The sequence below is a fragment of the Vreelandella titanicae BH1 genome (assembly GCF_000336575.1).
Taxonomy (GTDB): domain Bacteria; phylum Pseudomonadota; class Gammaproteobacteria; order Pseudomonadales; family Halomonadaceae; genus Vreelandella; species Vreelandella titanicae.
Window position 1 is genome coordinate 41,666 of the sequence record NZ_AOPO01000017.1, and the last position, 24,610, is coordinate 66,275.

A 24,610-nucleotide genomic window follows, 5' to 3' on the forward strand; every position below is an offset into this window, starting at 1 on the left:
AAGCGTTCTTACAGTCAGCTATGGACGGTTTCACTGAGAATGATTGAAAGCATAGTCCTTCAAAGCAGAGCTCTTCAAAACAGAGCCCTTAAAAACAGTGCTCTTAAAAATAAAGGCTTTAGAAATTCAGCCCTTAAAACCCCGTGGGAGATGCCAGCCATACGTTTCGCTCGGTTTGTTAAACGGTTTGTTAAACGGTTTGTTAAACGGTTTGTTGGGCGGGACACTTTAGACCGCTATACCTCAGGGCTCCGCTGGCACCTTGATTTCCCTGATGCGCAACGCCCCCCGTGGTTGCTCCCAGGGGGGTGGGTCGTGCAGGGGTGGGTAGTGCTGCCTGAAGCGTTAGCCGAGTGGGTAGGCAAGGCTGAAATAATTGCTCGCTGGAGCAAAACCTTTGAGCTTTGCCACCCTCTGTCGGTGCGCCGTCCTGATGTCATTGAAGCGCTTTTTGGAACCGCTGATGAGTCACACCCTCAAGTGCAGTGTGGCTTTCGTTTTACGGTTCCTCACCGTTTGGAGCAGTTCTCACTGTTTCTGCGCTTAGGAGATATGCAGTTTCCCCTTTCCCAGGTAGATATACCGTCTGATGTTCATTTAGATGATGCACTCCCTCCTTCCCTTAAAGTGCTTGAGGGTAAGCAGGGGTGGTTGTTTTTGGATAATGATACCAATGGGAGTGTTGATCAGTACCGGGGGCGGCTTCGCCTAACGGAAGGAGGGGTCGAGCAGTGGCAACAGTACTTTCAAGCCGTTGAGCAACTGGCTGACAGTGCCGAGGCCGCTCATGCGGTGTTGGTGGCACCGTCTAAAGAGAGTGTCATGGGGCCTAGCTATCATCCGTTTACTGAAGGTAGCAATGGCCCCATACAACAGTTAATGGCGTTGCCGGAAGCACACAGCATTGTGTACCCCCAGGCGCTTTTGACCCAGTTGGGTGATGAGGCCTTTATTCGCACGGATAGCCACTGGTCCCAGCAAGGCGCGATGGTGGCTGCAAAAGCGCTGGCAACGGCGCTTGACCTTGATCCCAATGCGGTTAACGCGCTTTTTGCCGAAGATGAGTACGTGCAACGTACAATTGTCGGCGACTTGGGCAATAAATTTACGCCGGAACGCCATTGCAACATAGAGGTGCTGCGCTCGTTTAGCTATATGAAGTGCCGCTATTATGATAATGGCTTGCCCAACTTTGGGCGTTTGTCGGTGTTAGTGAATGACCAGGCACTGATGCCTAGTGTGTGTTTACTCTTTGGCTCGTCTTCCAGCTATTCAATGCTTAACTACTTATGCCGTCTGTTTCAACAAGTGGTGTTTGTACACAGCGCGGGAAGCCTCGACCCTGAGCTGGTGAAAGCGGTTAATCCGGCTTATTTGGTGATGCAAACCAATGCACGGTTTATGGTGCAAGTACCTGAGGTGGATCAGTCACTTTTGAAGTTAATCGATGAAAAACGCGCCAGGCTATCTGAAGATGAGTGGGCTTCAGTGGCTAAGCGAAAGATCTCCGTCGCACGCGATGATGCCTTGATTCATAAACTTAATTTAACACCCTGGCTAGTCTAGGCTCTGTCTGAAAACTGGCTGCGCTCGACCATACGGCGTTAAAAATCGGCTCAAAGTACTCATTTACACCATGTAAACTCCGTCTTTTCGCCGATTTTTGCCTTGTCTGGCCTTCGCTCGCCGACTTTTCAGACAGAGCCTAGCAGGGTTTTATAACAGGCTGGTGTGACGCAGCCTAAGGGCTGGTAACATGCTCGCTCCATATCCGCCGGATAAGACGCTTTTGAATGAATGCTAACCACACGTCACGCGATAAGCCTTGGTACCCTCACCACCGCAGCCCTCAGCAATTTGTTCCTTTACAGCAATTAAAGGCGGCTTCACGCCCTGGTGAATGGCAATCCCTGGGCGCGGAGCCGCTTTTTGCGTTAGAAGGGCAGTTACCTTTGCCCGGCTGGAACATGGTCGAAATTGCCTGTGAGCGAGACGTGACCAGTGTGGTGTCTAGCCTCACGTTTGAGTCTGCACGGCGCTCGTTAACGGTAGAGCTACCTCTGCGTGTGGGTAAGATCACGAAGCGGCTTGTATACGTGCCATGGGGTGTGAAACGTGTGACGTTTGCGCCCATGAACGCCACGGGCACGTTTTCCCTGGAACATTTTCGCTTCGTATGGCTAACGCCAATGTTTGCCTATAACCGTTTGCTGCAGCGGTTATCCAACATGCATGAACACTACCGTGATCTTTCTTTGAAAGAAATTGAGCTCAGTTTGAAGCAGCAGGCGCGTAAACAGAGCCGCAAATGGCAAACCATTGCCCTAGAGGACTACGAAAGTACATTTATTAGTTTTTCCACTCGTCGCCACTACCAGCAGTGGATTCGTCAGGTAGAACGAAGGCGTGCGCCTAGCGACCATGAGGTGGCCATGCGCCACCATGTTCACTCTTTTGATTGTAGTATTTTGCTGGTGTGTCCTATTGGCGAGGCGACGCCTGATGCATTACAGGCTTTACAAAACAGCTTAAAAGGCAGCCTGGCCAGTGTGGCGGAGCAGTCCTTGTCGCCACGGCAGGCCGTACTTTTGTTACCGTCACCGGCATTTCATGGCTGGCAGGCATGGTTAGAAGAATGGCAGCGTGAGATGCCCGTTCTTCGCGTTGTAGAAAGTCATGCCACCAGTGTTGCGGCCTTGCGGATAGAGGCCCTTTCCTATTGCAAACACTCCTGGATATGGTTTTTACGCCCAGGCGATCGTTTAGCGGCGAATGCACTGTTTCATATGGCCAGTATTGCCGCAGATAATCCTCAAGCGCAGATGCTGATAGCCGATGAGGATAGCCTTGATGAGGAGGGAGTTCGGCACTCGCCGCAGTTTAAGCCTGAGTGGAATGCTGATTTGCTGCTTTCGATGCCGTATATGGGCCGGGCCGTGTGTTACCAGCACCGCTTTTTTCCACGCCTTTCAGCCGATATGTGTGGTGACAATGCCAATAACCCTGATTGGCTGGATTACGTACAAACGTTGGACGTAACACGGCGCGATCATTTTTCGTCGCAACAGCTTGCCCACGTACCCCATATTGCCTATCACGGTGCACCGGGGGCTGCCACAACGCCTTCCAGTTATGTTGGGGCTGTTGAGCAGCATTTAGAGGCCTGTGGGCAGGTTGCACAAGTAGCGCCAGGGTTATTACCCGGCACGCAGCGCATTCGTTGGCCGATGCCTACGCCAGAACCCTTGGTGAGCTTGCTGGTGCCTACCCGCGATGGCGTCGATATATTGCGCCCTTGTGTTGATGCTATTTTAGACCGTACCGACTATAGCCACTTTGAACTGCTTATTCTGGATAACCAAAGCAGCTGCAAAGAGACCCTGGCGTATTTGGACGAAGTGGCAGCCCGTGACACCCGAGTAAAGGTGTTGTCCTGGAACGCTCCGTTTAATTATTCATCCATCAATAACTATGGTGCCGACCATGCTCGGGGAAGTGTTATTGGTTTAATCAATAATGATGTAGAGCCGATTGATGGGCAGTGGCTGACGGAGATGGTAGAGCAGGTTTCACGCCCTGATATTGGTTGTGTAGGCGCGAAGCTCTACTACCCCAATGACACCATCCAGCATGGTGGTGTGATTCTTGGGTTAGGTGGCTTAGCGGGACATGCCCATCGCTTCTTTCAGCGTGACGAAGATGGTTATATGGGGCGCTTGAAAGTGGCTCAGAACCTTTCTGCCGTGACGGCAGCCTGTCTGCTACTGCGTAAAGAGGTCTTCGATGCTGTTAATGGTTTGAACGAGGAAGATCTGGCTGTCGCTTACAACGATGTGGATTTATGCATTAAGGTTCGTGAGGCGGGTTACCGTAATCTGTGGACGCCGTTTGCTGAGCTTTACCATCATGAATCCATTTCCCGCGGTGCCGATGACACCCCTGAAAAGCGTGCGCGTTGGCTAAGCGAATATGCCTATATGCGCAAAACCTGGGGCGAATTACTGGACAGTGACCCGGCCTATAACCCTAATCTGACCTTGGTTCATGAGGATTTCTCGTTGCGATAAACGCTTGAATATCCATATAAATCTTAAAGTACCCGTGTAGTGGTACTTATCAGACACTTTGATACATCAATCAACAATTTTCGCTGGATATTCAAGTAATAGGTTATGTTGAAAGTAATAAAAAAACCGGGCGTACTAGGTTTTATAGACCGGGTTAGTGAGGATGCGATTAGTGGCTGGAGCCTATCGCCATACGTGACTGTGGTGGTGAATGGCCGAACACGTTGCCGGCTGTCTTGTAACCGCCCACGAGCGGATGTGAAAAAGGCAGGGCTTTCGTTGAGTGGCAACGTGGGTTTTCATGGAACGTTGGCGCTGAAGCATGGAGATGTCGTTCGCGTGGTGACCCCGAAAGACGTGCCATTGCGGCATAGCCCTTGGCTCTTTAGGCATCCGAAGCAAAGCGATTGGTTACCTATTGCCATCTCCCATCAGCACGCGGAGTATAAAGCCGTGGCTTCGCTTCCTGATCAATTGTTGGTTGATAGATTTAAACCCCTGTTTGGGCAGTCTGCTGAACGACGAATGGCTGGCGCTGTACTTAACGTTGCTAACCAGGCTCCTGTCATGGCGCGTTTTGATGTAGAGCCCAAGGCTCATGCAAACGTGATGCAGCTTTATGACAAAGTGATCACGCCTAGTCGTATAGCCGCGCCGCCTTTATTGGCTGCGTTTTCTCAAGAAAGACACATGCTACAGATGTTTGCTTTTCAGCCAGGCATAACTCTGGAAGAAGTGGGTAACGGGTGGGAAGCATGGGTGCCTATGGTAATGGCGCAACTTGTCACTCTTCAGCAAGCTGGTGAAGTTGGGCGCAGCGCTTTAAAACGCCGCTACAGTCGTTTTAAAAGTTTGTTGCATAAGTTATTTCCATCGGTCATCGCGCAGGCCTTGCGGGAAGGCGGTAGTAGGATTGAACTGACATTTTTTGTCTTTTTAATGCGTGTTACTGCGCGCTTACCACGCGTGTTGTCGCATGGTGACCTACACCGTAATAACGTACTCATTGATACTCAGCAGCAGCAGGTAGCGCTTATTGACTGGGATCGATGGGCGTATTTGCCGTTAGGGTTCGATGTGGCGCTTCTGTTGCGTGGGCTGCCCTGGGCTGCCGTAGAAACCTTGGCTGAAAAAAGAGTTGATCAGCAGTTGGGCGCCTTGGTGTTCACCTATCTGTTTCAGTGTTTGGACGTCGCCCATTTCATGCGGTCTGAAGAGGCTGCCCAGCTGCGGGCTCGTATTTACAAGTTATATAAACAGTTCAAAATGTACCCTGGTATTAGTCAATAACGCTGAGTTGGAAGCTCCGGGGCGTCGTTCCGCGGGTGCACTTACTCGATTCCGGTGGAGTGATTACGTGCCACGGCCATGTACATAATGTGCACATGTCCTTGGAATCCCCACCTTCATGTGCATGCGAGATTTAGTAGCGCGTGGTAAGCGAAGCGCACCCGCGGATGCACCGCGAAGCGGTGCCGGGGTTTGCTTGTGCAGGCGGGGTTGGTTCCGTGCCACGGGGCGTCGTTCCGCCGCTACCCGCGAAGCGGTGCTGAATAGGGCTAGTGGAAAGGAGAAGAATTATCTTAATCAAGGATGTACCGTGAGTCGCCACACTACCTGGGTTGTTCTGAGCGATGGGGCGCGGCCGACCGAGGACATTTATTTCTTGGCATCTGCTGCCTCCGGTCTGCGCCGCCGGGGCGTGGCGGTCGAACGTTTTACCGCTTCTCGATCTTTCGGGGCCAGCTGGGTACATGGTCGTTCTCTGCTGCGGCGTTTCGCGGGGGCTAATCTGCTGCTTTGTCGCTCGCTACCGTTAGGTTGGCTGCGCTGGCTAGAACGTCACCGCGATGCTTTTGGCTATATTGCCTATTTAATCGATGATGATATTTTTGCGGCGTCCAATGACCCAACCTTACCGGCTGCCTACCGTAAGCGAATGGGTGGGATTGCTAAACATCAACCTCGCTTAGTGTCACTGGCTGATGAAGTGGTGGCCTCTAGCGAGCAATTGGCGCGCTGTTTTTTTAGCGAGCACGATAATGTTCAAGTGCTCACGCCACCTCTGATTACTCCTCTGCCTTCACTTCAGCATTTCTCGCAACCGCCATCTTCCAGCGCTAACTGGAAAATCGGCTTTTACGGCACGCGGGCGCATTTAGCTGACCTTATGCACATCGCCCCGGCCATAGAAGGCATGCAGTCCCAGCGTATGGATACCCAGGTGGAAATTATGCTGGGGCCACACACTCCAGAAAGTTTAATCACGCTGCCACGCTTAAACGCGCCTTGCCCCTTAGCCTGGGAGGCGTTTAAGGTTTATCAACGAGAGCACCGCTGCCATATAGGCCTAGCCCCGTTGTTAAATACCCCGTTTAACCATGGCAAATCTTTCATCAAATTTTTTGATATTACCGCCATGGGCGGGGTAGGAATATACTCAAATCGTTACCCGTACACTGAGATTGTCCAGCACGGAAAAAATGGTTTGCTAGTCAATGATGCGCACGTTGAATGGCGAAGTGCGTTAGAACACTTGTTAGAAAACCCCATAGCGGCTGCCAACATGGCTAAGCAAGCCGCTGTTGATGCAAAACGTATCGGTAACGTAGAAGCAGCTGTGCAGTTTTGGCTAAAACGTAGTGGTGCCGTGCCGCAATAAGATAAACAGGGAGAGGGAACCATGGAATCTACTGTTAAAGCTTTTTATGAAGAGCGACCCAGCGCTAACGTCGTTGGGGAGCGCGTGTCGTTTGGTACCTCTGGCCATCGTGGCCGCTCCATTGAGCGTACGTTTAATGCTTCGCATATTTATGCCATCACCCAGGCGGTGGTCGACTACCGGCGTGAGGCGGGCTATCAGGGGCCGCTGTTTTTAGGTTTCGATACCCACGCGCTTTCTCGCCCTGCCTGGGAGTGCGCGCTGCAAGTGTTGGCTGCCAACAAGGTGCCGGTATTTGTCGAGAAAGATCACGGCTACACCGCGACGCCGCTGATTAGCCAGGCGATCCTGCACCATAATAATCCCCATGACCTGGCGGCGCCCGATGTGGCGCTTGCGGATGGCTTAATCATCACGCCTTCGCACAACCCGCCGGAAGATGGCGGTATTAAGTATAATCCGCACCATGGTGGCCCCGCGGATACTGATGCCACCGGCTGGATTGAACTGCGTGCAAATGCCTACCTGCTGCGCCAGTTGGAAGATATACCCACCGTGCCGGTGGATGAGGCGATTGCCCACGCCCAGGAGTACGATTTCACTGCGCATTACGTTGCCAAGCTTGGCAGCGTAGTGGATATGGCCGCTATTCAGGGCGCAAACTTAGCGTTAGGTGCTGACCCCATGGGCGGCACCGCGCTGCCGGTATGGCAGGCGATAGCGGCGCACTACGACCTGAATCTTGATGTCGTGAATACTATAGTTGATCCTGAGTTTGCGTTTATGCCGCCGGATCACGACGGCAAAATTCGTATGGATTGCTCTAGCCCGGCAGCAATGGCTAACCTACTCAAGATTAAAGACCGCTTCGATATAGCCTTTGGCAATGACCCGGATGCTGATCGTCACGGAATAGTTGATGCTAGTGGTCTGATGAATCCGAACCACTTTTTGGCCGTGTGTATCGATTATCTGATCACCCACCGCCCAGAGTGGGCGGCTAGCCTGAAGATCGGCAAGACGTTGGTGTCCTCTTCCATGATCGACCGAGTGGTGGCTTCCCACCAGCGCGAGCTTTACGAAGTGCCGGTAGGCTTCAAGTGGTTCGTGGATGGCCTGCACGAGGGCTGGCTTGCCTTCGGCGGGGAAGAGAGTGCAGGCGCCAGCTTGCTAACCCGCGACGGTAAGGCGTGGTCCACCGATAAAGACGGCATCGTGCTGTGTTTGTTGGCAGCGGAAATTATGGCGGTCACCGGCAAAACGCCCAGCGAGTATTACCGCACGCTTACCGAGCGCTTTGGTGAGCCTTTTTACAAGCGCGTCGATACCGCCTGTTCACCCGAAGAGAAAGCGGCGTTTAAAAAGCTGAGTGCTGAGAGCGTGACTGAGAAAACTCTGGCAGGCGACGCTATCACCGCTGTATTGGTAGACGCGCCGGGCAATGGCACTGCTATTGGCGGCATCAAAGTCACCACCGAAAACGGCTGGTTTGCCGCTCGGCCAAGCGGCACTGAATCGCTTTACAAGGTGTATGCCGAAAGCTTCAAAGGCGCACAGCACTTGGATGAATTGATTGGGAACGCCCAGGCATTGCTGGCTGGTGTGTTGAAATAGATTCTTTGAGGCCGTTTCATCCTTCGGCGGGCACCTTTAGTGGTGCCCGTTATGCTTTTAGCATGTGCTTCAAGTTTTTGTTTTATATTAATTTTAGGAATTATTTGGATGAAAATTGCCGTTGCAGGAACCGGCTATGTGGGGCTTTCCAATGCGATGTTGTTAGCGCAGCACCACGAAGTGGTCGCGGTGGATATCGTCCCCGAGAAAGTAGCGCTGTTGAACAATCGCCTTTCTCCGATTGAGGATGCTGAAATAGCGGCTTTTTTAAATCGTACTGACCTGACTTTTACTGCGACGCTGGATGCCGAGCAGGCTTACGCTGGCGCGCAGTTCGTGATTATTGCCACTCCCACTGATTACGATCCTCAAACCAACTATTTCAATACTAAAAGCGTTGAAGCTGTTATTGAGCAGGTCATGCAGATTAACCCTGAGGCGGTGATGGTCATAAAATCCACCGTGCCAGTGGGGTACACCAAAGGTGCCGCTGAACGCTTTAACACGCAAAACCTTATTTTCTCGCCTGAATTTTTACGGGAAGGAAAGGCGCTTTACGATAATCTTTATCCTTCGCGCATTATTGTCGGAGAGCGTTCCGAGCGGGGCGAGGCCTTTGCTGAACTCCTCAAGCAGGGGGCGATTGCCGAAGAAATAGAGGTATTGTTGACGAACAGCACCGAGGCCGAGGCAATCAAGCTGTTCGCGAACACGTATCTGGCAATGCGGGTCGCTTACTTTAATGAATTAGATACCTATGCGGAAACCCATGGCCTTGATGCCAAGCAGATCATTCAAGGCGTTGGCCTAGACCCGCGTATTGGTAAGCACTATAACAACCCCAGCTTTGGGTATGGTGGCTATTGCCTGCCGAAGGATACCAAGCAACTGCTCGCCAACTATACCGATGTGCCGAGTAATATGGTTCAGGCAATTGTAGATGCCAACCGCACGCGTAAAGACTTTATTGCCGAGTCCGTTCTGCGCCGTAATCCAACCGTGGTCGGGGTTTATCGTCTGATCATGAAAACGGGCTCGGACAACTTCCGCGCCAGCGCCATGCAGGGCGTTATGAAGCGCATCAAAGCGAAAGGTGTAGAAGTGGTCGTTTACGAGCCGGTGTTGGAGGAAGATAAATTCTTTGGCTCAACCGTTATGCGCGATTTAGCGGCGTTTAAAGACAAGTGTGATGTCATCCTGGCTAATCGCATGGTCACTGAGCTTAGCGATGTGGAATCCAAGGTATACACCCGCGATTTGTTTGGCAGTGATTGAGAAGGTGGGTTTACGCTCGCTCAGCTCGCGTTCTTCGTTACCACGCGCTACGGGTGCACTCACTCGATTCCGGTGGAATCCTCACCTCAATGTGCACGCGAGATCTAGTAGCGCGTGGTAAGCGAAGCGCACCCGCGAAAGCAGCGCGAAGCGGTGCCGGGGTTGGCCTGTGTAGGCGATGATGGTTGGGTGCCATTGGGCGTCGTTCCGCCGCCTCCCGCGGGTGCCTCGAAACGCTCGCTGAACTCGCTTTCTCGTTACCACGCGCTACGACAATCACTCGATTCCGGTGGCATCCCCACCTCAATGTGCATGCGAGATCTAGTAGCGCGTGGTAAGCGAAGCGCACCCGCGGATGCATCGCGAAGCGGTGCCGGGGTTGGTGAGATGGTGATGTTGAAGCAATAATGTAGTTGGCTGTGAATGTGTTGGAGAGCCGTATTCGCTTACGCTTATAAGTGACGATGTGCAAGGGGGTTGGTATGCTTCTAGCATCACTGCAAGAGATAATGAAGTGCCAACTCTACTTAATGAAAAAGGTTTCAAATTCTTTTTCTATGCAAATGAACATCCTCCGCCACATGTGCATGTGATGAAGGCAGGAGGCTGGGCTAAAATTGAGACTGAGACGAGTGTGGTAATTTATTCGTCACTAAAGAAGCAAGAGCTCAAGGAGTGTCTTGAGCTAGTAAGTTTGCATAGACAGGAATTTTTGGAGGTGTGGAATGACTGGTTTATCAGGTAAAGAAGTCCATTTTGACGACCATTATCTTCATGTCGAATTGAGTGATGGGCGGCGCATTTCAACGCCTATGAGCTGGTATCCAGAACTTGAGCAGGCCTCTGTGAAGGTCTTGCGGCATTACCTGTTTATTTGTGACGCCACCGGTATTGAATGGCCGGATATTGATTACCACTTGAGCATTGCTGCAATGCTGGAAACTCACTCTCAAAAGGTAGCGTAGAGCGCGGCGGTGCCGGGGTTGGCCCATGTAGGAAGGTTGGGTGCCACCGGGCGTCGTTCCGCCGCCTCCCGCGGGTGCCTCGAAACGCTCGCTGAACTCGCTTTCTCGTTACCACGCGCTACGACAATCACTCGATTCCGGTGGCATCCCCACCTTCATGTGCATGCGAGATCTAGTAGCGCATGGTAAGCGAAGCGCACCCGCGGGAGCAGCGCGAAGCGGTGCCGGGGTTGGCCCGTGTAGGCGATGATGGTTCGGTGCCATTGGGCGTCGTTCCGCCGCCACCCGCGGGTGCCTCGAAACGCTCGCTGAACTCGCTTTCTCGTTACCACGCGCTACGACAATCACTCTATTCCGGTGGCATCCCGCTTTCATGTGCACGCGAGATTTAGTAGCGCGTGGTAAGCGAAGCGCACCCGCGGATGCATCGCGAAGCGGTGCCGGGGTTTTCGCCATCACTCCCAATCCATTTCGGCGACGTCGGGGGCTTGTTGGGTGCCCCAGTCGGGGGTGTACCAACCTTTTTGTACGCATTGTTGAAAGCTTGACCATTCCCAGTCGCGGGGTGCTCTAGACCAGCCGTGTTTGACGGGGTTGTAATGGATGTAATCCATATGGCGTTGCCAGTCGTTTTCATCACGAATGACGTGTTCCCAGAAGCCGCGCTGCCAGGCGTTATGGGTACCGGGCGGGAAGAAGAATTCCTGTGAGGCGTATTTTTTGATATCCCGCCAGCGTGAGGAGTAGTCCGCGTCGCCTTCAGGCAGTCTCCAGAGGCAGTGGAGGTGGTCGGGGAGCAGTACGAACGCATCCATTACGAAGGGGCGCTCTTCCCGAACTGTGCGGAAGGCACGACCAAGGGCTTCAATATTGAGACGATCCGCCAACAGGGGTTGTCGTGCGTAGGTGACGACTGTAAAAAAGTAGCAGCCGCCAGGAACATGCGCGCGTCGATAGGTTGCCACCCGTGCCTCCATGCAAAATAATTGGCTTATAAAGGCCCATTGTAGCGCATCGTTATTAGCGGTGGGGCAGCCTACGACTTGCTTAGGGTGTCTAGCGGTACTTCCAAATACTGTGGCCGATTGAGCACGTTGAGCAGGACGATGGCGCGCTCTTCGCCTTTAAGGCGGGTGAAGATGGCTTCCAGGTCTTTGAAGGGGCCGTCGGTGATGGTGACTTTCTCGCCAGCGCTGAAGTAGGTGTGAACCCCTTCCTTGCTGTGCGGCTGAGCGCGTAGGGTCTCGACAAGCTGTGAGGGCACGGCGACGGGCCTGTCACCGAAGGTCAGCAGGCGTAGCACCCCGCGAGTAGAGCGAATCGGACGCCAGTTGCTGACCAACTGATCCAAACAAATAAACAGGTAGTAGGGGAAGAGCGGCTCGGTCACCGTGGTGAGCTTTCCCTGGCGCTTGCGTTGGCTCTTCAGGACAGGATGAAACACCTCATAACCTTGGTTGGCGAGGTGTTCGGCAGCGCGAAATGATTCGCCCCCTTTGCACTGAATAACGTACCAGGCGGGTGTTGCTGCGCCCTCCTGGTCATTGTAAACATCCATACCATCATCCTTGCGTCTGGAAAAGCGTTACAAAATTATGGCAGTAGCGCGGTGAGTGCATCAAGCGTTTGGTCAATGTGCGCCTGGGTATGCTCACAGGAGAGAAAGAAGCGCAGCCGTGCGCTTTTTTCGGGTACCGCTGGGTGCAGAATCGGCTGTACGTTGATGTGCTGTTCTAACAATGCGTTAGAAAGCCGGGCAGCCGCCGCGGAGCTGCCAATAATCACCGGTACGACAGCGGCACCGATGCTTTTGCCGGTATCCAAGCCGCGGGCAGTGGCCTGTTCAAGAAAGTAGCGCGAAATAGCATGCAGGCGCTGAACCCGTTCGGGTTCTTGCTGCATCAGCTGCAGCGCGGCTAGTGAGGGGGCGGCGACTTGGGCGGGCATGCCCACGCTGTAGAGAAAACCGGGGGCCAGGTAGCGTAGTGTTTCCACCAGCGGCTTGCTGCCTGCGATATAGCCGCCGCAGCCTGCCATGGTTTTGCTCATGGTGCCCATCCAGATATCCACGTCGCGCGGGTCGATATCGAAATACTCGCGCAGCCCCAGGCCGGTGTCGCCCATGACCCCAAAGGAGTGGGCTTCATCGACCATCAGCCAGGCTTGATAGCGTTGCTTCAGTTCGATAAAACGCGGCAGCTCAGGGATGTCGCCATCCATGCTGTAGAGCCCTTCGATCACTACCAGAACGCGTTCGAACTGATGCCGATGCCGGGCCAACAGGGCTTCCAGCGCGGCGGGGTCGTTATGGCTAAACGACATGCGCTTGGCGCCGGAAAGCTGCGTGCCAACCAACGAGCTGTTATGGATGTACTCGTCGTGGAGCACTAAATCTTTAGGGCCCAGCAGGTGGCCCAGTGTGGAGACGTTAGTGGCGTGACCGCTCACAAACACCACCGCATCTTCAACGTTGTAGGCAGTGGCGAGGGCCTGTTCCAGCTCTTGGTGGATAGGCCGTTCGCCGGAGACCACGCGGCTGGCGGAGACCGAAGTGCCGTAGCGCGCCACGGCATCGCAGGCGGCCTGATTGATACGCGGGTCGCCTGAAAAGCCGAGGTAGTTATAGCTGGCAAAGTTGATGCAGGTCTGCCCATTGATCACGCTGGTCGCCCCGGCGGTGCCTTCGTGGACCTTGAAGAATGGGTCGACCAGGCCCAGCTGATCGGCGGCCTGGCGCATCATGGCGATTTGCTGATAGCCCGGCTGGGCATCAAAGCGCGTGAAGCGCTCGGGTACCGTGCGTTGCTCTCCGCCTTGCCCATTGGAAGAGGGCGTGGCGCTGGCAGCACGCGGCGTAGTACGCCGGCGTGCTTGTTCCAACAATTGCTGTTTCAGTTCAGAGCGCTTAGCGGTCATGGAGTCTCAGTCGCGGGTGATGAGGAAGCGGACGCAGGCTCAGTGGTGAGCCCTTCAGGGCCTAAATCTTCAGTGCCATGTTGTGCGGCCAGTGAGGCTATCGCATCTTGCGGAGCGTCTTCAACATCGTCGTGCTGATGCATTTTCTGAATCAGCACGCCCGCCAGTTTGTCGAGTGTCGATGCTTCACTGAGCACCATCACTGACACCTGAACGCCCAAGCGGTTCTCGATAGCGGTCATTAGCTCAACGCCCATCAGGGAGTCGAAGCCCATATCGTAGACCGAGCGGTGAATATCGAGCTTCTCTTCATCAATCAGCAGAATGCTGGCCAGCTCGGCGCGCAGTAGGTCGGTGACCGTGCTGTGCAGCTCCTCGGGCGAGAGGTCAGCGAGCAGGGCGCTGATGTCGTCATCTGCATCCGCGCTGCCGTCGTCGTCGCTGGCGCGGGCAATTTCGTTAAAGCGCGGCGCTTCGGCAGTGGGGAGGAAACGAGCAAGCGCGCCCCACTCTAGTTCCAGCACACCTAGGCTTGGCCCAGGGGCCAGCAGCATCTGTTCGAGCACTTTCAGCGCGTCATCCGAGCGTAGCGCGGAACCGCCCAGGCGCTCTTGCAGCGCATCACGGGTGCGGGTGTTACGAGCCAGGAAGCCGACATCTTCAATGGCGCCCCAGCGTACGCAGGTGGCTGGTAAACCCGCGGCACGGCGATTGGCGGCGAACGCCTCCAGCCAGTGGTTGGCGGCCACGTAGTTGGCCTGGCCGGGGTTGCCGAACAGGGTGGTGGCCGATGAGTAGAGCACGAAGAACTCCAGTTCCGCCTCGCGGGTGAGTGCGTCCAGGTGGCGGGCGCCATCGATTTTGGGCGCTAACACTTTCTGAATGCGCTCGGCATCCAGGTTGCGGATCAGTCCGTCGTCGATCACCGTGGCGGCGTGCACAATGCCCCGCAGCGGTGCTAGTTCACCCTTGGCGCGCTCCAGCACATCGGCCAGCGCAGTGCGGTCGGTAATATCGCAGGCGGCGGCGAGTACCGTAACGCCTTGCTGTTCAAACGACGCAATGGCTGCCTGAGCCTCTTCACTGGTGGGGCCGCTGCGGCTGAGTAGGATCAACTGCCGCGCGCCTTTCTCTACCAGCCACTGAGCAGTTCTTAACCCAAAGCCACCCAGACCGCCGGTGACCAGGTAGCTGGCATCTGCGGAAAGCTGCATCGCTGCCGTGCCCAACACCTCGTTCTTGGGTGGCGCTATGGGTTGTTCATAGGTCACTACCACTTTGCCGATCTGGCGCGCCTGCTGCATATAGCGGAAGGCGTCGATTACCTGGGTGTGGCTAAACGAGGTAAACGGCAGCGGGCTTAAGGTACCGTCGTTAAATAGCGCCATCATCTCGCCAAACAGGCGTTGTGTCAGCGCAGGCTGCACCTTCATTAGCTGATCGGAGTCGATACCGAAGTAGCTGAGGTTATTGCGGAATGGGCGCAGGCCAATATGAGTGTTTTCGTAGAAATCGCGTTTGCCCAGCTCCAGGAAGCGGCCGAACGGGCGCAGGGCGCGCAGGTTCTGGTTGATCGCTTCCCCGGCCAGGGAGTTGAGCACCACATCCACGCCTTCGCCCTGGGTGTCTTCCAGGATTTCTTCGGCGAAGGTGAGCGAGCGCGAGTCATAGAGTCGCTCGATGCCCATCAGACGCAGGAAGTCGCGCTTCTCTTCGGAGCCCACCGTGGCGTAAATTTCCGCTCCCAGCCACTGGGCGATTTGCAGCGCTGCAATACCCACGCCGCCCGCGGCGCCGTGAATCAGGATTTTTTCGCCAGGTTCGACTCGCGCCAGATGCTTGAGCGCGTAGTAGACCGTGAAGAAGGTCGTCGGAATCGTCGCCGCAGCCGCAAAGCTAATGCCTTCCGGCAGTGCTGCAACGGCGTGCTGGTTGGCAATGACCTTGTCGCTAAAGCTGGCAGGGCCGAAGCCGACCACGGCTTGCCCAGGCGCCACGTGGGTGACGTTGCTGCCCACGGCCTTGACCACGCCTGAAAACTCAAGGCCGAGGGTGGGGCCGGCGAAGCCGTTCTCTATCGCTTCATCGGAGAGCAAACCCAGGGTGTACATCACATCGCGGAAGTTAAGCCCGGTGGCCTTAACACTGATTTCCACCTCGTCGGCACTGACTTGTGGCAACGGGCGCGGACGCCAGGTTAATTGGCGCAGCTGGCCGGGCATGGCAAAGCCCAGTGACATCGCCTGATGCGGCTGCTTGGTCTGTTCATTGGTCTGCCCTTCCGCAGCTGGGTGCGGCGCGGGCAGGGTGCGCAGCCGCGTCGCAAAGCGATGGCCCTGGTTATCGATCAGCGCTTCGTTTTCGCTATCTGGTTGAGTCAGTAGGGTGGCCCAGGCGTGTAACGCAGGCTCGCTGACGGCTGCCGGTATATCCAGCAGGTAGACGCTATGGCCGACGGCTTCGTTGGCTAGCGAGCGGCCAAAGCCCCACAGCACGGCATCACCAGGGGCGTCTGTCGCGCTGGCGGGTGACGTTGTCTGCCATAAAGCGCTTACCCCGTTGGTCACCAACCATAAAGAGGCAGCAAGTGAGTGCTGCTCTAAGGCCAGCGTCCACTGCAGAGCGTGATTACAGCGGGCGGTTTGCGCTTCAGTGCTGTTCGCGCCCAGGCCACGCAGGTCAATCACATTGAGGGTTAGCTCGCCCTGATTATCAGGTGCGGCTTGGGCCATTTCAGGTTGAGCCAATGCAGGTTGAGCCAATGCATGAGCCAGCAGCTCAGCAGGTGCACTCTGACTAACGCTGAGCAGCGCGGAAGCGCCTTGCGATTGCAGTGCCTCGACCAGATTGGCCGCCAGCGCTTCACTGTTGTGGTCGGCGACCACCAAGTGACGCCGTTGCGCCGTGTTTGATGTGCTTGCAGCCGTTTCTAAAGGGTAGTGCGCATGGAGCAGGTACGCGCCACTGTCGCTCTCTTCCAGCGCCATGGGCGCGGAAACCACAAAGCCCTGGTCGTTTAGCCAGCTAATGAGCGTATCTTGCTCCAAGGCGGTTTGATCGATGCCGGGCGTGGCCAGCAGATCATCCAGCCAGCGACTTGGGGCGATACCAATCAGCATGACCTGGGCGCCAGGGGCGAGTTGCTCAGGTAATGCTTCGATTAACTGACGCGTGGCGGCCGGGTGGGTGATATCCACGCTTACAAACGCCAATTGAGCCTTTTCAACACCGATGGGGGCGGTTAGCGCAGCAACCTCGTTTTGGCCAAGGTGCTGCATATCCATCAGCGGGAAACGCTCTTGCAGCTGTTCTGCCTGATGGCGCGTGCTGTCGAGGGTGGTGATCACGCGGTAATGGGTAAGGTCGTGATACAGCGCTTGAGCGCTGCGTTCCAGTAGGCGTTCGCCCAACGCTGGCGCGCTGGGGCCTGCTTCGAGCAGTTGCAAACGCTGCCCGGCGGGGAGCTCTGCGATCAGCGCATCTATTAACTCGGCTAACTCGCCTGCCAACGCTTGCCAGCCGCTTTCGCCCACTAACACACGGTTTAATCGCGCCAAGTGGTCGTGGCTAATGCCCAGGGTTTCCAGGTCACTGGTGCCGCTACGCAGCGCCTGTTGGTGAAGCCCTAACCGGCCCACCAGGTGAATGGGCGCAAAGTAGTCGGGGTAGTCTTGCACCAGCAGTTGCCAGATAACGTCCGGCGAGTGCTGTGCTTCTTCGCTATTAACGCCGAGACCCTGCTGAGCAAAGGCTTCGCTAAGGCTATCGAGCAGAGGGGCGACTTCGTTGCCGTAACGCTGGCCGGTGCTTTCGCCGTAAACGCTGGCGATATCTGCAAGACGAGCAAGCGCATCGGCAGGTAGTGCCAGCGGTTCTGCGTGTAGCGGCGCCGGCGTCAGTTCCACATCCAAATAGCTGAAGTGCTGATGATGGGCGCGGTTGAGTCGAATCGCTTTGAAGCGGGTTTTGCTCAGTACTGCAACGGCGTTACCGGCGGCGTCATACAGCTCGAAATCGGCGGTAAAGGAGTGCGGTGCGCGCTTACCCATCACGGCGCGGGCGAGAACCGGCACGCCTGCCTGGGTATTCACTTGAATACGTTCCACGCGAACCGGCACAAAGGCGAGCTGGGTGGCAAACTCACTATGTTGCGCGAGCAGTGGGATAAACATCTGGAAGGCGCTATCCAGAATGCCGGGGTGCACGTGCAATGTGCTGAGCTGCGCCTGGACTTCGTCCGACAGGGCTATTTCACCAATCACTGCATCGCCGTCAATCCAGCCCCTGGAGATAGCCTGAAAGGCAGGGCCATAGTGAAGGCCAATACGCTCAGCCATCTGCAGGTGATCTTCCAGCGTGTAGTCCGGGGCACGAGTAGGCATCACCGGCGCTGTGCGGTTGAGCAGGAAACCACGGCTTTCACGCATGGTGCGGGCCACGGCATTTAACTGCCACTCTACCCCGGTGGCAGGTTCGCGGGAGTGGATCTCCAGGCGGCCATCTTCCGGTAGGTAGCTAAGCCGCATGGTGCGGCCATAGGGGCCGTCCAGCAGCAGCGGGGCACGGATTTCCAACTCTTCGATATCCAGCAACGGGCTGTCTTTTAGCTGCAGCGCCGCCGCCAGCGTCAGTTCCACAAAACCGGCACCGGGGAACACCGCGCCTTCGCCCACCACATGGTCGGCCAACCAGGGCTGGCGTTGGGTGTCGAGCTGGCTCTCCCAGGTGTGTTCGTGCTGCGCTAACGGGTAGCCCAGCAGTGGGTGCTGATAATAGCGTGACAGCAGGCCTTGACCGTCATTGGTGCCGTGTACCCAATGGTGGCTGCGCTGCCAGGCATAGCGCGGTAGCGGCACACGCAGACCGACCACCGGGAAGTGGCGGCTAGACAGGCTAAGACCACTCAGCAGTAGTTGGCTTAGGCTACGTTGCAAACCTTCAAGGCCGGGCTTGTGGCGCTCAATGGTGCCGAATACCAACCCTGGTCGCTCCAGTTGGCGCAGTGACTCATTAAGGTAGCGGCGTAGAATGGGGTGGGCGCCAATTTCTACAAAGACGTTATTGCCTTGTTCGATCAGCGCGCTAGCGACGGCTTCAAACAGCACCGGCTCACGAATGTTTTTCCACCAGTAGGTGGCATCCAGCTCAAGCCCGTCACTCAGCGTACCGGTAACGGTGGAGTAGTAGGGAATCTGCGTGGCACTCGGGGTAATATCGGCCAGCGCGTCAATGACCCCAGCTTGAATGCTGTCCATCGCGGGGCTGTGGAAGGCGTAGTCCAGGGGCAGGCGTTTGGCAAAAACATCCTGCTCACCCAGGGCGGCTTCCAAAGCGCTTAGCTGTTGGCTATCTCCCGCCAGCGTAATGCCTTTCGGGCTGTTAATACCTGCCAGGCATACCTGATTGAACTCGGGCTTTTCTAGCCACGCGGCGATGTCGTCAGCGCTCATGGCCACCGCGGTCATTTCGCCAAGGCCACGGGTTTTACCCTGGTAGTCGCTGCGGTAGTAAATCACTTTGACCGCATCTTCCAGACTCAACGCACCGCAGGCCCAGGCGGCGGCCACTTCACCTACGCTGTGACCGAATACTGCCGTGGGCGTAATGCCTTGGTCGTGCAGCCACTCAGTTAATGCCACCTGCAGTGCAAACAGCGCTGGCTGGGCGATTTCAGTTAGCGGGAAACGGTTCTCCCCATTGCGGCCTTCCAGTTCGGCGCGTAACGAGAAATCCCCGTGCTGCTGAAAGAGTGCGTCGACGCGATCAATCGCCGCGGCGAAAACCGGCGAATCGCTGAGCAGATCGCGCCCCATGGTTTCCCACTGGCAGCCGTTGCCATCATAAACAAACACTGGGCCTACTGCGTCGGGCAAGCGCTCGAGTGTGGTAACGCTGTTGGTTTCACCCGCGGCAAACTCGCTGAGTTGCGTGGCGGCTTCTTCAGCCGTTTGTGCAAACAGCAGTGCGCCATGGCTATGCCGGTCACGGTGGTGGAACAGCGTATAAGCGATGTCATACAGGCTGATGTCGCTACTTTCGCGTAAGTCGTTCTCGCGCAGGTAGTTGGCGAGCGTTTCGGCGCTTTGGCTGAGCGCGGCTTCACTGCGGGCGCTAAGGTGAATCGGTAGCGGTGAGTCTGGCGCCTGCGTTTCAGGTTTGACCCGTTCAGGCGGGCTTTCCAAAATAACGTGGGCGTTGGCCCCGCCAAAACCAAAGGAGTTCACGCCGATAACCAGACGGCCTTGTTTTTTCAGCGGCTGGCCTTTGGTGACCACTGAGATGTTCCACTCATCAAACTTGATGCGCGGATTGAGTTTGCGGATGCCAATCGTGGCCGGGACTTCGCGGTGCTGAATGCTGTAGAGCGCCTTGGCCAGCCCCGCTACGCCGGAAGCGGTTTCCAGGTGGCCCAGGTTGCTCTTTACCGAGCCAATCAGCAGCGGCGTTTTGCGCTGCTGGCCGAGTGCTTCACCAATCGCACGGGTTTCAATCGGGTCGCCAACGGCGGTGCCGGTGCCGTGGGCTTCTAGGTAGTCGATTTCATCCGGCGAGATGCCCGCCTGTTCATAGGCGCGCTTCATTAGATCAATTTGGGCGCTTGGGTTAGGCACCGTTAGGCCAGATTTGTGACCGTCTGTGTTCACCGCGGAGCCTGCTACTACGGCAATAATATTGTCGCCGTCGGCTACCGCTTGGTCGTAATCCTTAAGCAGGAAAATGCCACCGCCTTCCGAGCGCACATAGCCGTTACCCGCTTCATCGAATACCTGACAGCGGCCAGTGGGTGAAAGCATGCTGGCTTTAGAGAAGATGATAAAGCCATAGGGGTGCAGGTGCAGGCTGATGCCGCCCGCCAGCGCCATACTGGTTTCGCCACTGCGAATCGATTGGCAGGCCTGGTGAAAGGCCACCATGGAGGACGAGCAGGCAGTATCCAGCGACATGCTGGGGCCGTGCAGGTCAAACACGTAAGACAATCGATTCGAGGCGATGCTGGAGGTGTTGCCAGTAGCGGTGGAGGCATCAATCGCTGCCATATCGTCCGCGATGCGATAAGAGTAGTCGAGGCTGGCCACGCCCAAAAATACCCCGCACTGGCTGCCGCGCAAGGAGCTGGGCAGAATGCTGGCATCTTCCATGGCTTCCCAGGCGAGCTCTAGAAGCATGCGCTGCTGAGGATCCATATTGGCCGCTTCACGGGGCGAAATACCAAAAAACTCAGCGTCAAACCCGCTGATATCGCCCAGGCTACCGGCGGCAAAAGTCACGCTGGTACCCGGGTGGCGCTTATCCGGGTGCATAAAAACGTCGTGGCTCCAGCGGTCAGCGGCCACTTCAGTCACTAAATCTTTTTCGGCTTGCAGATCCTGCCAGAACGTTTCAGGGGTGGTGCCGGGGAAACGATGGGCGGCGCCGATGATGGCAACGCGTTTAGTCATTCTTGCTCCTGAGGTTCTGGTTCTACCTTGATCACATCGCTACTTATATCGTGTCCAAACACCTGTTTGAATAACTGGACACCAAGTTCGTTTGCGGCTAGCTCAAATGGCTCGTAAGTGTTCGCTGCCCCTACCCCTGCTGTTACCCAACTCTCTGTTGACCATACCATGTAGGGAGTGCGGCCATCAGGCGGTGTGAAGTGTGCATACGCCTCAGGCAGAATGGGAACATGATCCCCATACCAGCCTAGCAGGCCCGGTCGCTTTGCAGTATTCAGCGAATTTTTAACGCTTGCCAACATCTTGTCGGATTCACTTAAATGCTGCAAATAGACCGCTAAGTCACGCAGATGGTCGGGTAGCGGCCAAGGAGCGCCGGGCAGCGTATCGGCTAACGTTGCTTGGTTCGGTGCTTCTAAATGTAGCGGGCCGTGATTTTCCATGGTGATAACAAATACAAATAGCGGTCTATTATCGTCATCTTCAAGCAGCCGTCCAATTTTTCGTGCCACTGCCAGGTCACTAACGTATTGACCGTTTTTGTCGCTGCTCTGGAAGGCATTGATATCTATAAAGTGGTCAAAGCCTAATTGGGGGATCACCTTGTGACGAAAATAGAAGCTTGCCAGGTACGGATGCACACAAACCGTGCGATAGCCTGCCGCTTTTAGCGCGCTCGCTAAACTGGGCATTGGATGGCGGGCAAGCGTGCGGTAAGGGTTGAACTGGCGAATGCCCCAGTGGTCGGGTGCAATGCCCGTTAATACCGCGCACTCGGTACGCACTGTATTGGCACCCCAGGCGGGCACGTTTAATGCGCCATGCAGGGTGGCGTTTGCGCGAGTGGTGTCGAAATGGTGAAGCAGGCTGGCATCGACCTCTTCACACCAGGGCCGAGGGTCGAAAAACGATTCACTCTGCACCAGCACCACGTTGGGCAGTGGCTGTTTGCCCTGATGAGCGCTCGCTACCGGTGTTAAAGCGTGGAAGGGCGATTGCTCTGGCGCCGGAACGGGAGCGCGCATTAGCGCCACGCCGTAGGCCCATAGGCTAGCGAAAAGCCCTAAACGGTGCATGTCGTCTATGGGCTGTAAGACGATGGCGGGCAGCCTGCGGACACTAACAGCAAGCAGCAGCGAGCCCAAGGCTATTAATCCCAGCGCATTGGTTAGAAAGCGGTTGGCGCCCTCGCTAGTGACCAGCGACCCTTCCCAGTAAAAGAATCCACCAATTGCCACTACGGCGGCGCTGCTGGCGGCAATCGCCAAACCTACGCCGAAAAAGGGCACGTAAAGGCGCGGGTGCAGGATAGCGTCCCAGAAGTATTCAAAGTCATGGCAGATAAACGGCTCGTTGAGCGTATGCGATTTGGCGTTGCTCGACTGCACTACGACTAGTTGCAGCGAGAGACACACCATCACCGCAAACCAGGGGCGCTGGAGTAACAATACCAGCAGCCCGAAAAGTAGAAGCCATGAGCCAAGGTGGACACTATTGGCCGCTGCTCCACGCTGCCAAAATGGGCGCGGCCGAGGGCTAAGCAGGGCTTCAAACAGACCACTGATCAATGGCCCCACGAGTAGCGGCCATATCAGCGCGCTAATCATGGGGTGTGTCTCCTGAGTGGTTGAAGCCCAGTCGCTCGATCAACCATTGCGAAACCCCTGCGGGCAGTACCGCCAGCCACCAGGTGCCAAAATTAAGTGGGAAGGGGAAGCTGATGCGCGCACGGTTTGCGGCGATACCGCGTTTAATGACCTTGGCCGCGCGCTCGGGCGGCCACTCCCAGGGTTTGGGGCCGGGCATGGCCTCGCACATCGGTGAGGTAACATAGCCGGGCATGACCACAGTGACGCCGATACCGTGAGGCGCGAGTAGCCCGCGCAGCCCTTCGCCATAGGCTTTGATGCCTGCTTTGCTGGCGCTATAGCTGGGGGTGGTCGGTAAACCGTGCCATGCGGCAAGCGAGCTGATCAGCACCAATTGACCGCTGCCGCGGGTCTGCATGGCTGGCACTAGGTGTTGCACCATGGCGATGGGGGTTTTCAGGTTGATATCCAACAGCGCCTGCACGTCTGCCCAGGGCTCTAAGATATCAGGCCCTTGGGGGTGGGTGTTTTTGCCCGCATTGGCAATCAAGATGTTCGGTACCTGTTGGGCGCAGACTTCGGCTAGCCAGCTTTTCAGGGCGTGGTCATCGGTTAGATTGATGGTTGAGAGAGTGACTTGGGCACCTTTTTGGCGGCAAGTGGTGGCAAGCGCCTCTAGCTTCTCCTGCTGGCGTCCGTGCAATACCAGGTGGGTGCTGGGATCGGCATAGGCGTTTGCCAAGGCGCCCCCAATCGCGCCGGTGGCGCCAGTGATCAGCACGCAGCGTGAGTGTAGAGATGGGCTCACAGCCTCTTTTGCAGCTTCTTTCACAACAACGTTCACAGAAGCTTCTCCAACGGCGATGGGCAGGCTTCTAGTATGCGGGCGGCGTTATCCACGGCTAAATCGATACCGGGCTGGCAGTAGTAGCCACCGTTAACTTGAACGGCATGCATCACGGTCTTTTGAAAATAACCAAATAGCTCGCTGTTAGGCGGCTGCGGCTGCTGCCAAAAATCCGCTAAGCCACCTTGATAGGTTAGCCCATCCAGATTATAGATCGGGTCGCTAAGCGCGTAGGTGGGGCAGTTCTTCTCCAGTGAAACGATGCCCACGGTGCTGTTAACGGTGACATTGCCCTTGGCGTGTTTGAGCAGGGCGTTGAGATCCCCAGACTCTAGATAGACGATGCGCCCTTGCAGACCATGGCGTTCGGCAAGCTGCTTGATGACTTTGGGGTAATTGACCAAGCCCATATCCAAAGGATGGTTCTTAATACACAGCAGAGAATCGCTGGGCGCGTGCTTGGCGAACGAGGCCATCACATCGTCCATCACTTCCTGCATATTGGCGTAGGGAGAGTGATCGCGAATTTGCGCATCGCTATTTAGCTGCAGCGGCAGCATAAAATAGGGGCGGCCACTTTCGATCAGCGCTTTGATGCGTTCGGCGTCGCGTTTTTTCCAAGCGGCTTTTAACTGAGCAAAGCGCTTCAGGTAGCCCGCGTACTCGACCGGCGCGGTGATCGGCGCGTGATTGCGGTAGTGCGGCGCAACCAGCGGATTGGCTAGCCCGGCCAAGTGGTAGCCCACATCGTGCATGGCGCGAATTTTAAACGAGGAGCGAAAACGCACAGGGGCGGGTAGTTCGGGCAGTGCTTTGCCGGTTTCATAAAACCAACTTGGGTCACGGGGCAGTAGCGAGTGGCCGTTAACGCCTTCGCGCTCCAGTGTGATCCAGAACGGGCGAAAGTAGCCCTCTTCAAATACGTGGGTGCGTATACCGGCCGCGGCGGCGTTATCCACTGCTGGGCGATGAATCGGGCGACGATCACCAAATACTACTTGGTCGGTGATCGAGTACCGCTGCCAGAGTGACTTGATATAGCCAGGTAGTTCAGCGGTAGGGCCACGAAACAGATGGCTTTGGCCGTGGGTGCGCTGCCAGTAGGCGATATCGCCCGCATTGAAGTTGACCTTAACGACACGGTGCCCATCGTTCACCAGGCGCTTGGCTAAGCGCTGGTAAAAAGGTGAGCAAACGCCCTGCAAAAATAAGAATGCACGCTTCTGATGCTTCAAC

Annotated in this window: 17 protein-coding genes; 10 read left to right on the forward strand and 7 right to left on the reverse strand. The window is 55.9% G+C overall.

Annotated features, from left to right (window positions below; translation table 11 throughout):
- Positions 1–315 precede the first annotated feature (315 nt).
- From HALTITAN_RS21085 to HALTITAN_RS25650, 10 genes are all read left to right on the forward strand, one after another.
- A complete protein-coding gene (locus tag HALTITAN_RS21085) occupies positions 316–1,566 on the forward strand; it encodes an alginate O-acetyltransferase AlgX-related protein (RefSeq protein ID WP_161609193.1) in 1,251 nt (416 codons plus the stop codon).
- A 227-nt stretch (positions 1,567–1,793) separates the two neighbouring features.
- Positions 1,794–4,067 carry a glycosyltransferase family 2 protein gene (locus HALTITAN_RS21090; protein WP_009288300.1) on the forward strand — a complete coding sequence of 758 codons (2,274 nt, stop codon included), beginning with the start codon at positions 1,794–1,796 and terminating at the stop codon, positions 4,065–4,067.
- A gap of 258 nt (positions 4,068–4,325) precedes the next feature.
- Positions 4,326–5,357 carry an aminoglycoside phosphotransferase family protein gene (locus HALTITAN_RS21095; RefSeq protein ID WP_039860439.1) on the forward strand — a complete coding sequence of 344 codons (1,032 nt, stop codon included), beginning with the start codon at positions 4,326–4,328 and terminating at the stop codon, positions 5,355–5,357.
- Between the two features lie 310 nt (positions 5,358–5,667).
- The gene (locus HALTITAN_RS21100) at positions 5,668–6,729 is read left to right on the forward strand and encodes a glycosyltransferase family protein (protein ID WP_039860441.1); all 1,062 of its coding nucleotides are present in this window, start codon (positions 5,668–5,670) and stop codon (positions 6,727–6,729) included.
- A gap of 21 nt (positions 6,730–6,750) precedes the next feature.
- Positions 6,751–8,343, forward strand: coding sequence for a phosphoglucomutase (alpha-D-glucose-1,6-bisphosphate-dependent) (gene pgm, locus HALTITAN_RS21105; protein WP_009288303.1), 1,593 nt, complete (start codon positions 6,751–6,753; stop codon positions 8,341–8,343).
- Positions 8,344–8,451: 108 nt separating this feature from the next.
- Positions 8,452–9,618: a nucleotide sugar dehydrogenase gene (locus HALTITAN_RS21110; RefSeq protein WP_039860443.1), complete on the forward strand. Its 1,167-nt coding sequence runs from the start codon at positions 8,452–8,454 to the stop codon at positions 9,616–9,618.
- A 114-nt stretch (positions 9,619–9,732) separates the two neighbouring features.
- Positions 9,733–10,026 carry a hypothetical protein gene (locus HALTITAN_RS25645; protein ID WP_161609194.1) on the forward strand — a complete coding sequence of 98 codons (294 nt, stop codon included), beginning with the start codon at positions 9,733–9,735 and terminating at the stop codon, positions 10,024–10,026.
- A gap of 184 nt (positions 10,027–10,210) precedes the next feature.
- A complete protein-coding gene (locus HALTITAN_RS26420; RefSeq protein ID WP_350340067.1) occupies positions 10,211–10,363 on the forward strand; it encodes a DUF4160 domain-containing protein in 153 nt (50 codons plus the stop codon).
- Entirely contained in the window at positions 10,344–10,583 is a 240-nt protein-coding gene (locus HALTITAN_RS21120) for a DUF2442 domain-containing protein (protein WP_022524100.1), read from the forward strand. The genes HALTITAN_RS26420 and HALTITAN_RS21120 overlap by 20 nt, the downstream gene beginning before the upstream one ends.
- Positions 10,584–10,765: 182 nt before the next feature.
- On the forward strand, positions 10,766–10,975 hold the full coding sequence (locus HALTITAN_RS25650; RefSeq protein WP_039860445.1) for a hypothetical protein: 210 nt from the start codon (positions 10,766–10,768) through the stop codon (positions 10,973–10,975).
- A 63-nt stretch (positions 10,976–11,038) separates the two neighbouring features.
- Here HALTITAN_RS25650 and HALTITAN_RS21130 read toward each other — a convergent pair whose 3' ends face one another.
- From HALTITAN_RS21130 to HALTITAN_RS21160, 7 genes are all read right to left on the reverse strand, one after another.
- Positions 11,039–11,548, reverse strand: a complete 510-nt coding sequence (locus HALTITAN_RS21130; RefSeq protein ID WP_039860446.1) for an REP-associated tyrosine transposase — start codon at positions 11,546–11,548, stop codon at positions 11,039–11,041.
- 71 nt (positions 11,549–11,619) lie between these two features.
- Complete coding sequence (rfaH, locus tag HALTITAN_RS21135; RefSeq protein WP_009288305.1) at positions 11,620–12,141, reverse strand: transcription/translation regulatory transformer protein RfaH; 522 nt, start codon at positions 12,139–12,141, stop codon at positions 11,620–11,622.
- A 35-nt stretch (positions 12,142–12,176) separates the two neighbouring features.
- Entirely contained in the window at positions 12,177–13,499 is a 1,323-nt protein-coding gene (locus HALTITAN_RS21140) for an aminotransferase class I/II-fold pyridoxal phosphate-dependent enzyme (protein WP_009288306.1), read from the reverse strand.
- Positions 13,496–20,938, reverse strand: a complete 7,443-nt coding sequence (locus tag HALTITAN_RS21145; RefSeq protein ID WP_009288307.1) for a type I polyketide synthase — start codon at positions 20,936–20,938, stop codon at positions 13,496–13,498. Before HALTITAN_RS21145 ends, HALTITAN_RS21140 begins: the two co-directional genes overlap by 4 nt.
- A complete protein-coding gene (locus HALTITAN_RS21150) occupies positions 20,935–22,545 on the reverse strand; it encodes an LTA synthase family protein (RefSeq protein WP_009288308.1) in 1,611 nt (536 codons plus the stop codon). The genes HALTITAN_RS21145 and HALTITAN_RS21150 overlap by 4 nt, the downstream gene beginning before the upstream one ends.
- Positions 22,538–23,371, reverse strand: coding sequence for an SDR family NAD(P)-dependent oxidoreductase (locus HALTITAN_RS21155; protein WP_236614985.1), 834 nt, complete (start codon positions 23,369–23,371; stop codon positions 22,538–22,540). Before HALTITAN_RS21155 ends, HALTITAN_RS21150 begins: the two co-directional genes overlap by 8 nt.
- Complete coding sequence (locus HALTITAN_RS21160; protein WP_009288309.1) at positions 23,368–24,609, reverse strand: capsule biosynthesis protein; 1,242 nt, start codon at positions 24,607–24,609, stop codon at positions 23,368–23,370. The genes HALTITAN_RS21155 and HALTITAN_RS21160 overlap by 4 nt, the downstream gene beginning before the upstream one ends.
- Position 24,610 lies beyond the last annotated feature (1 nt).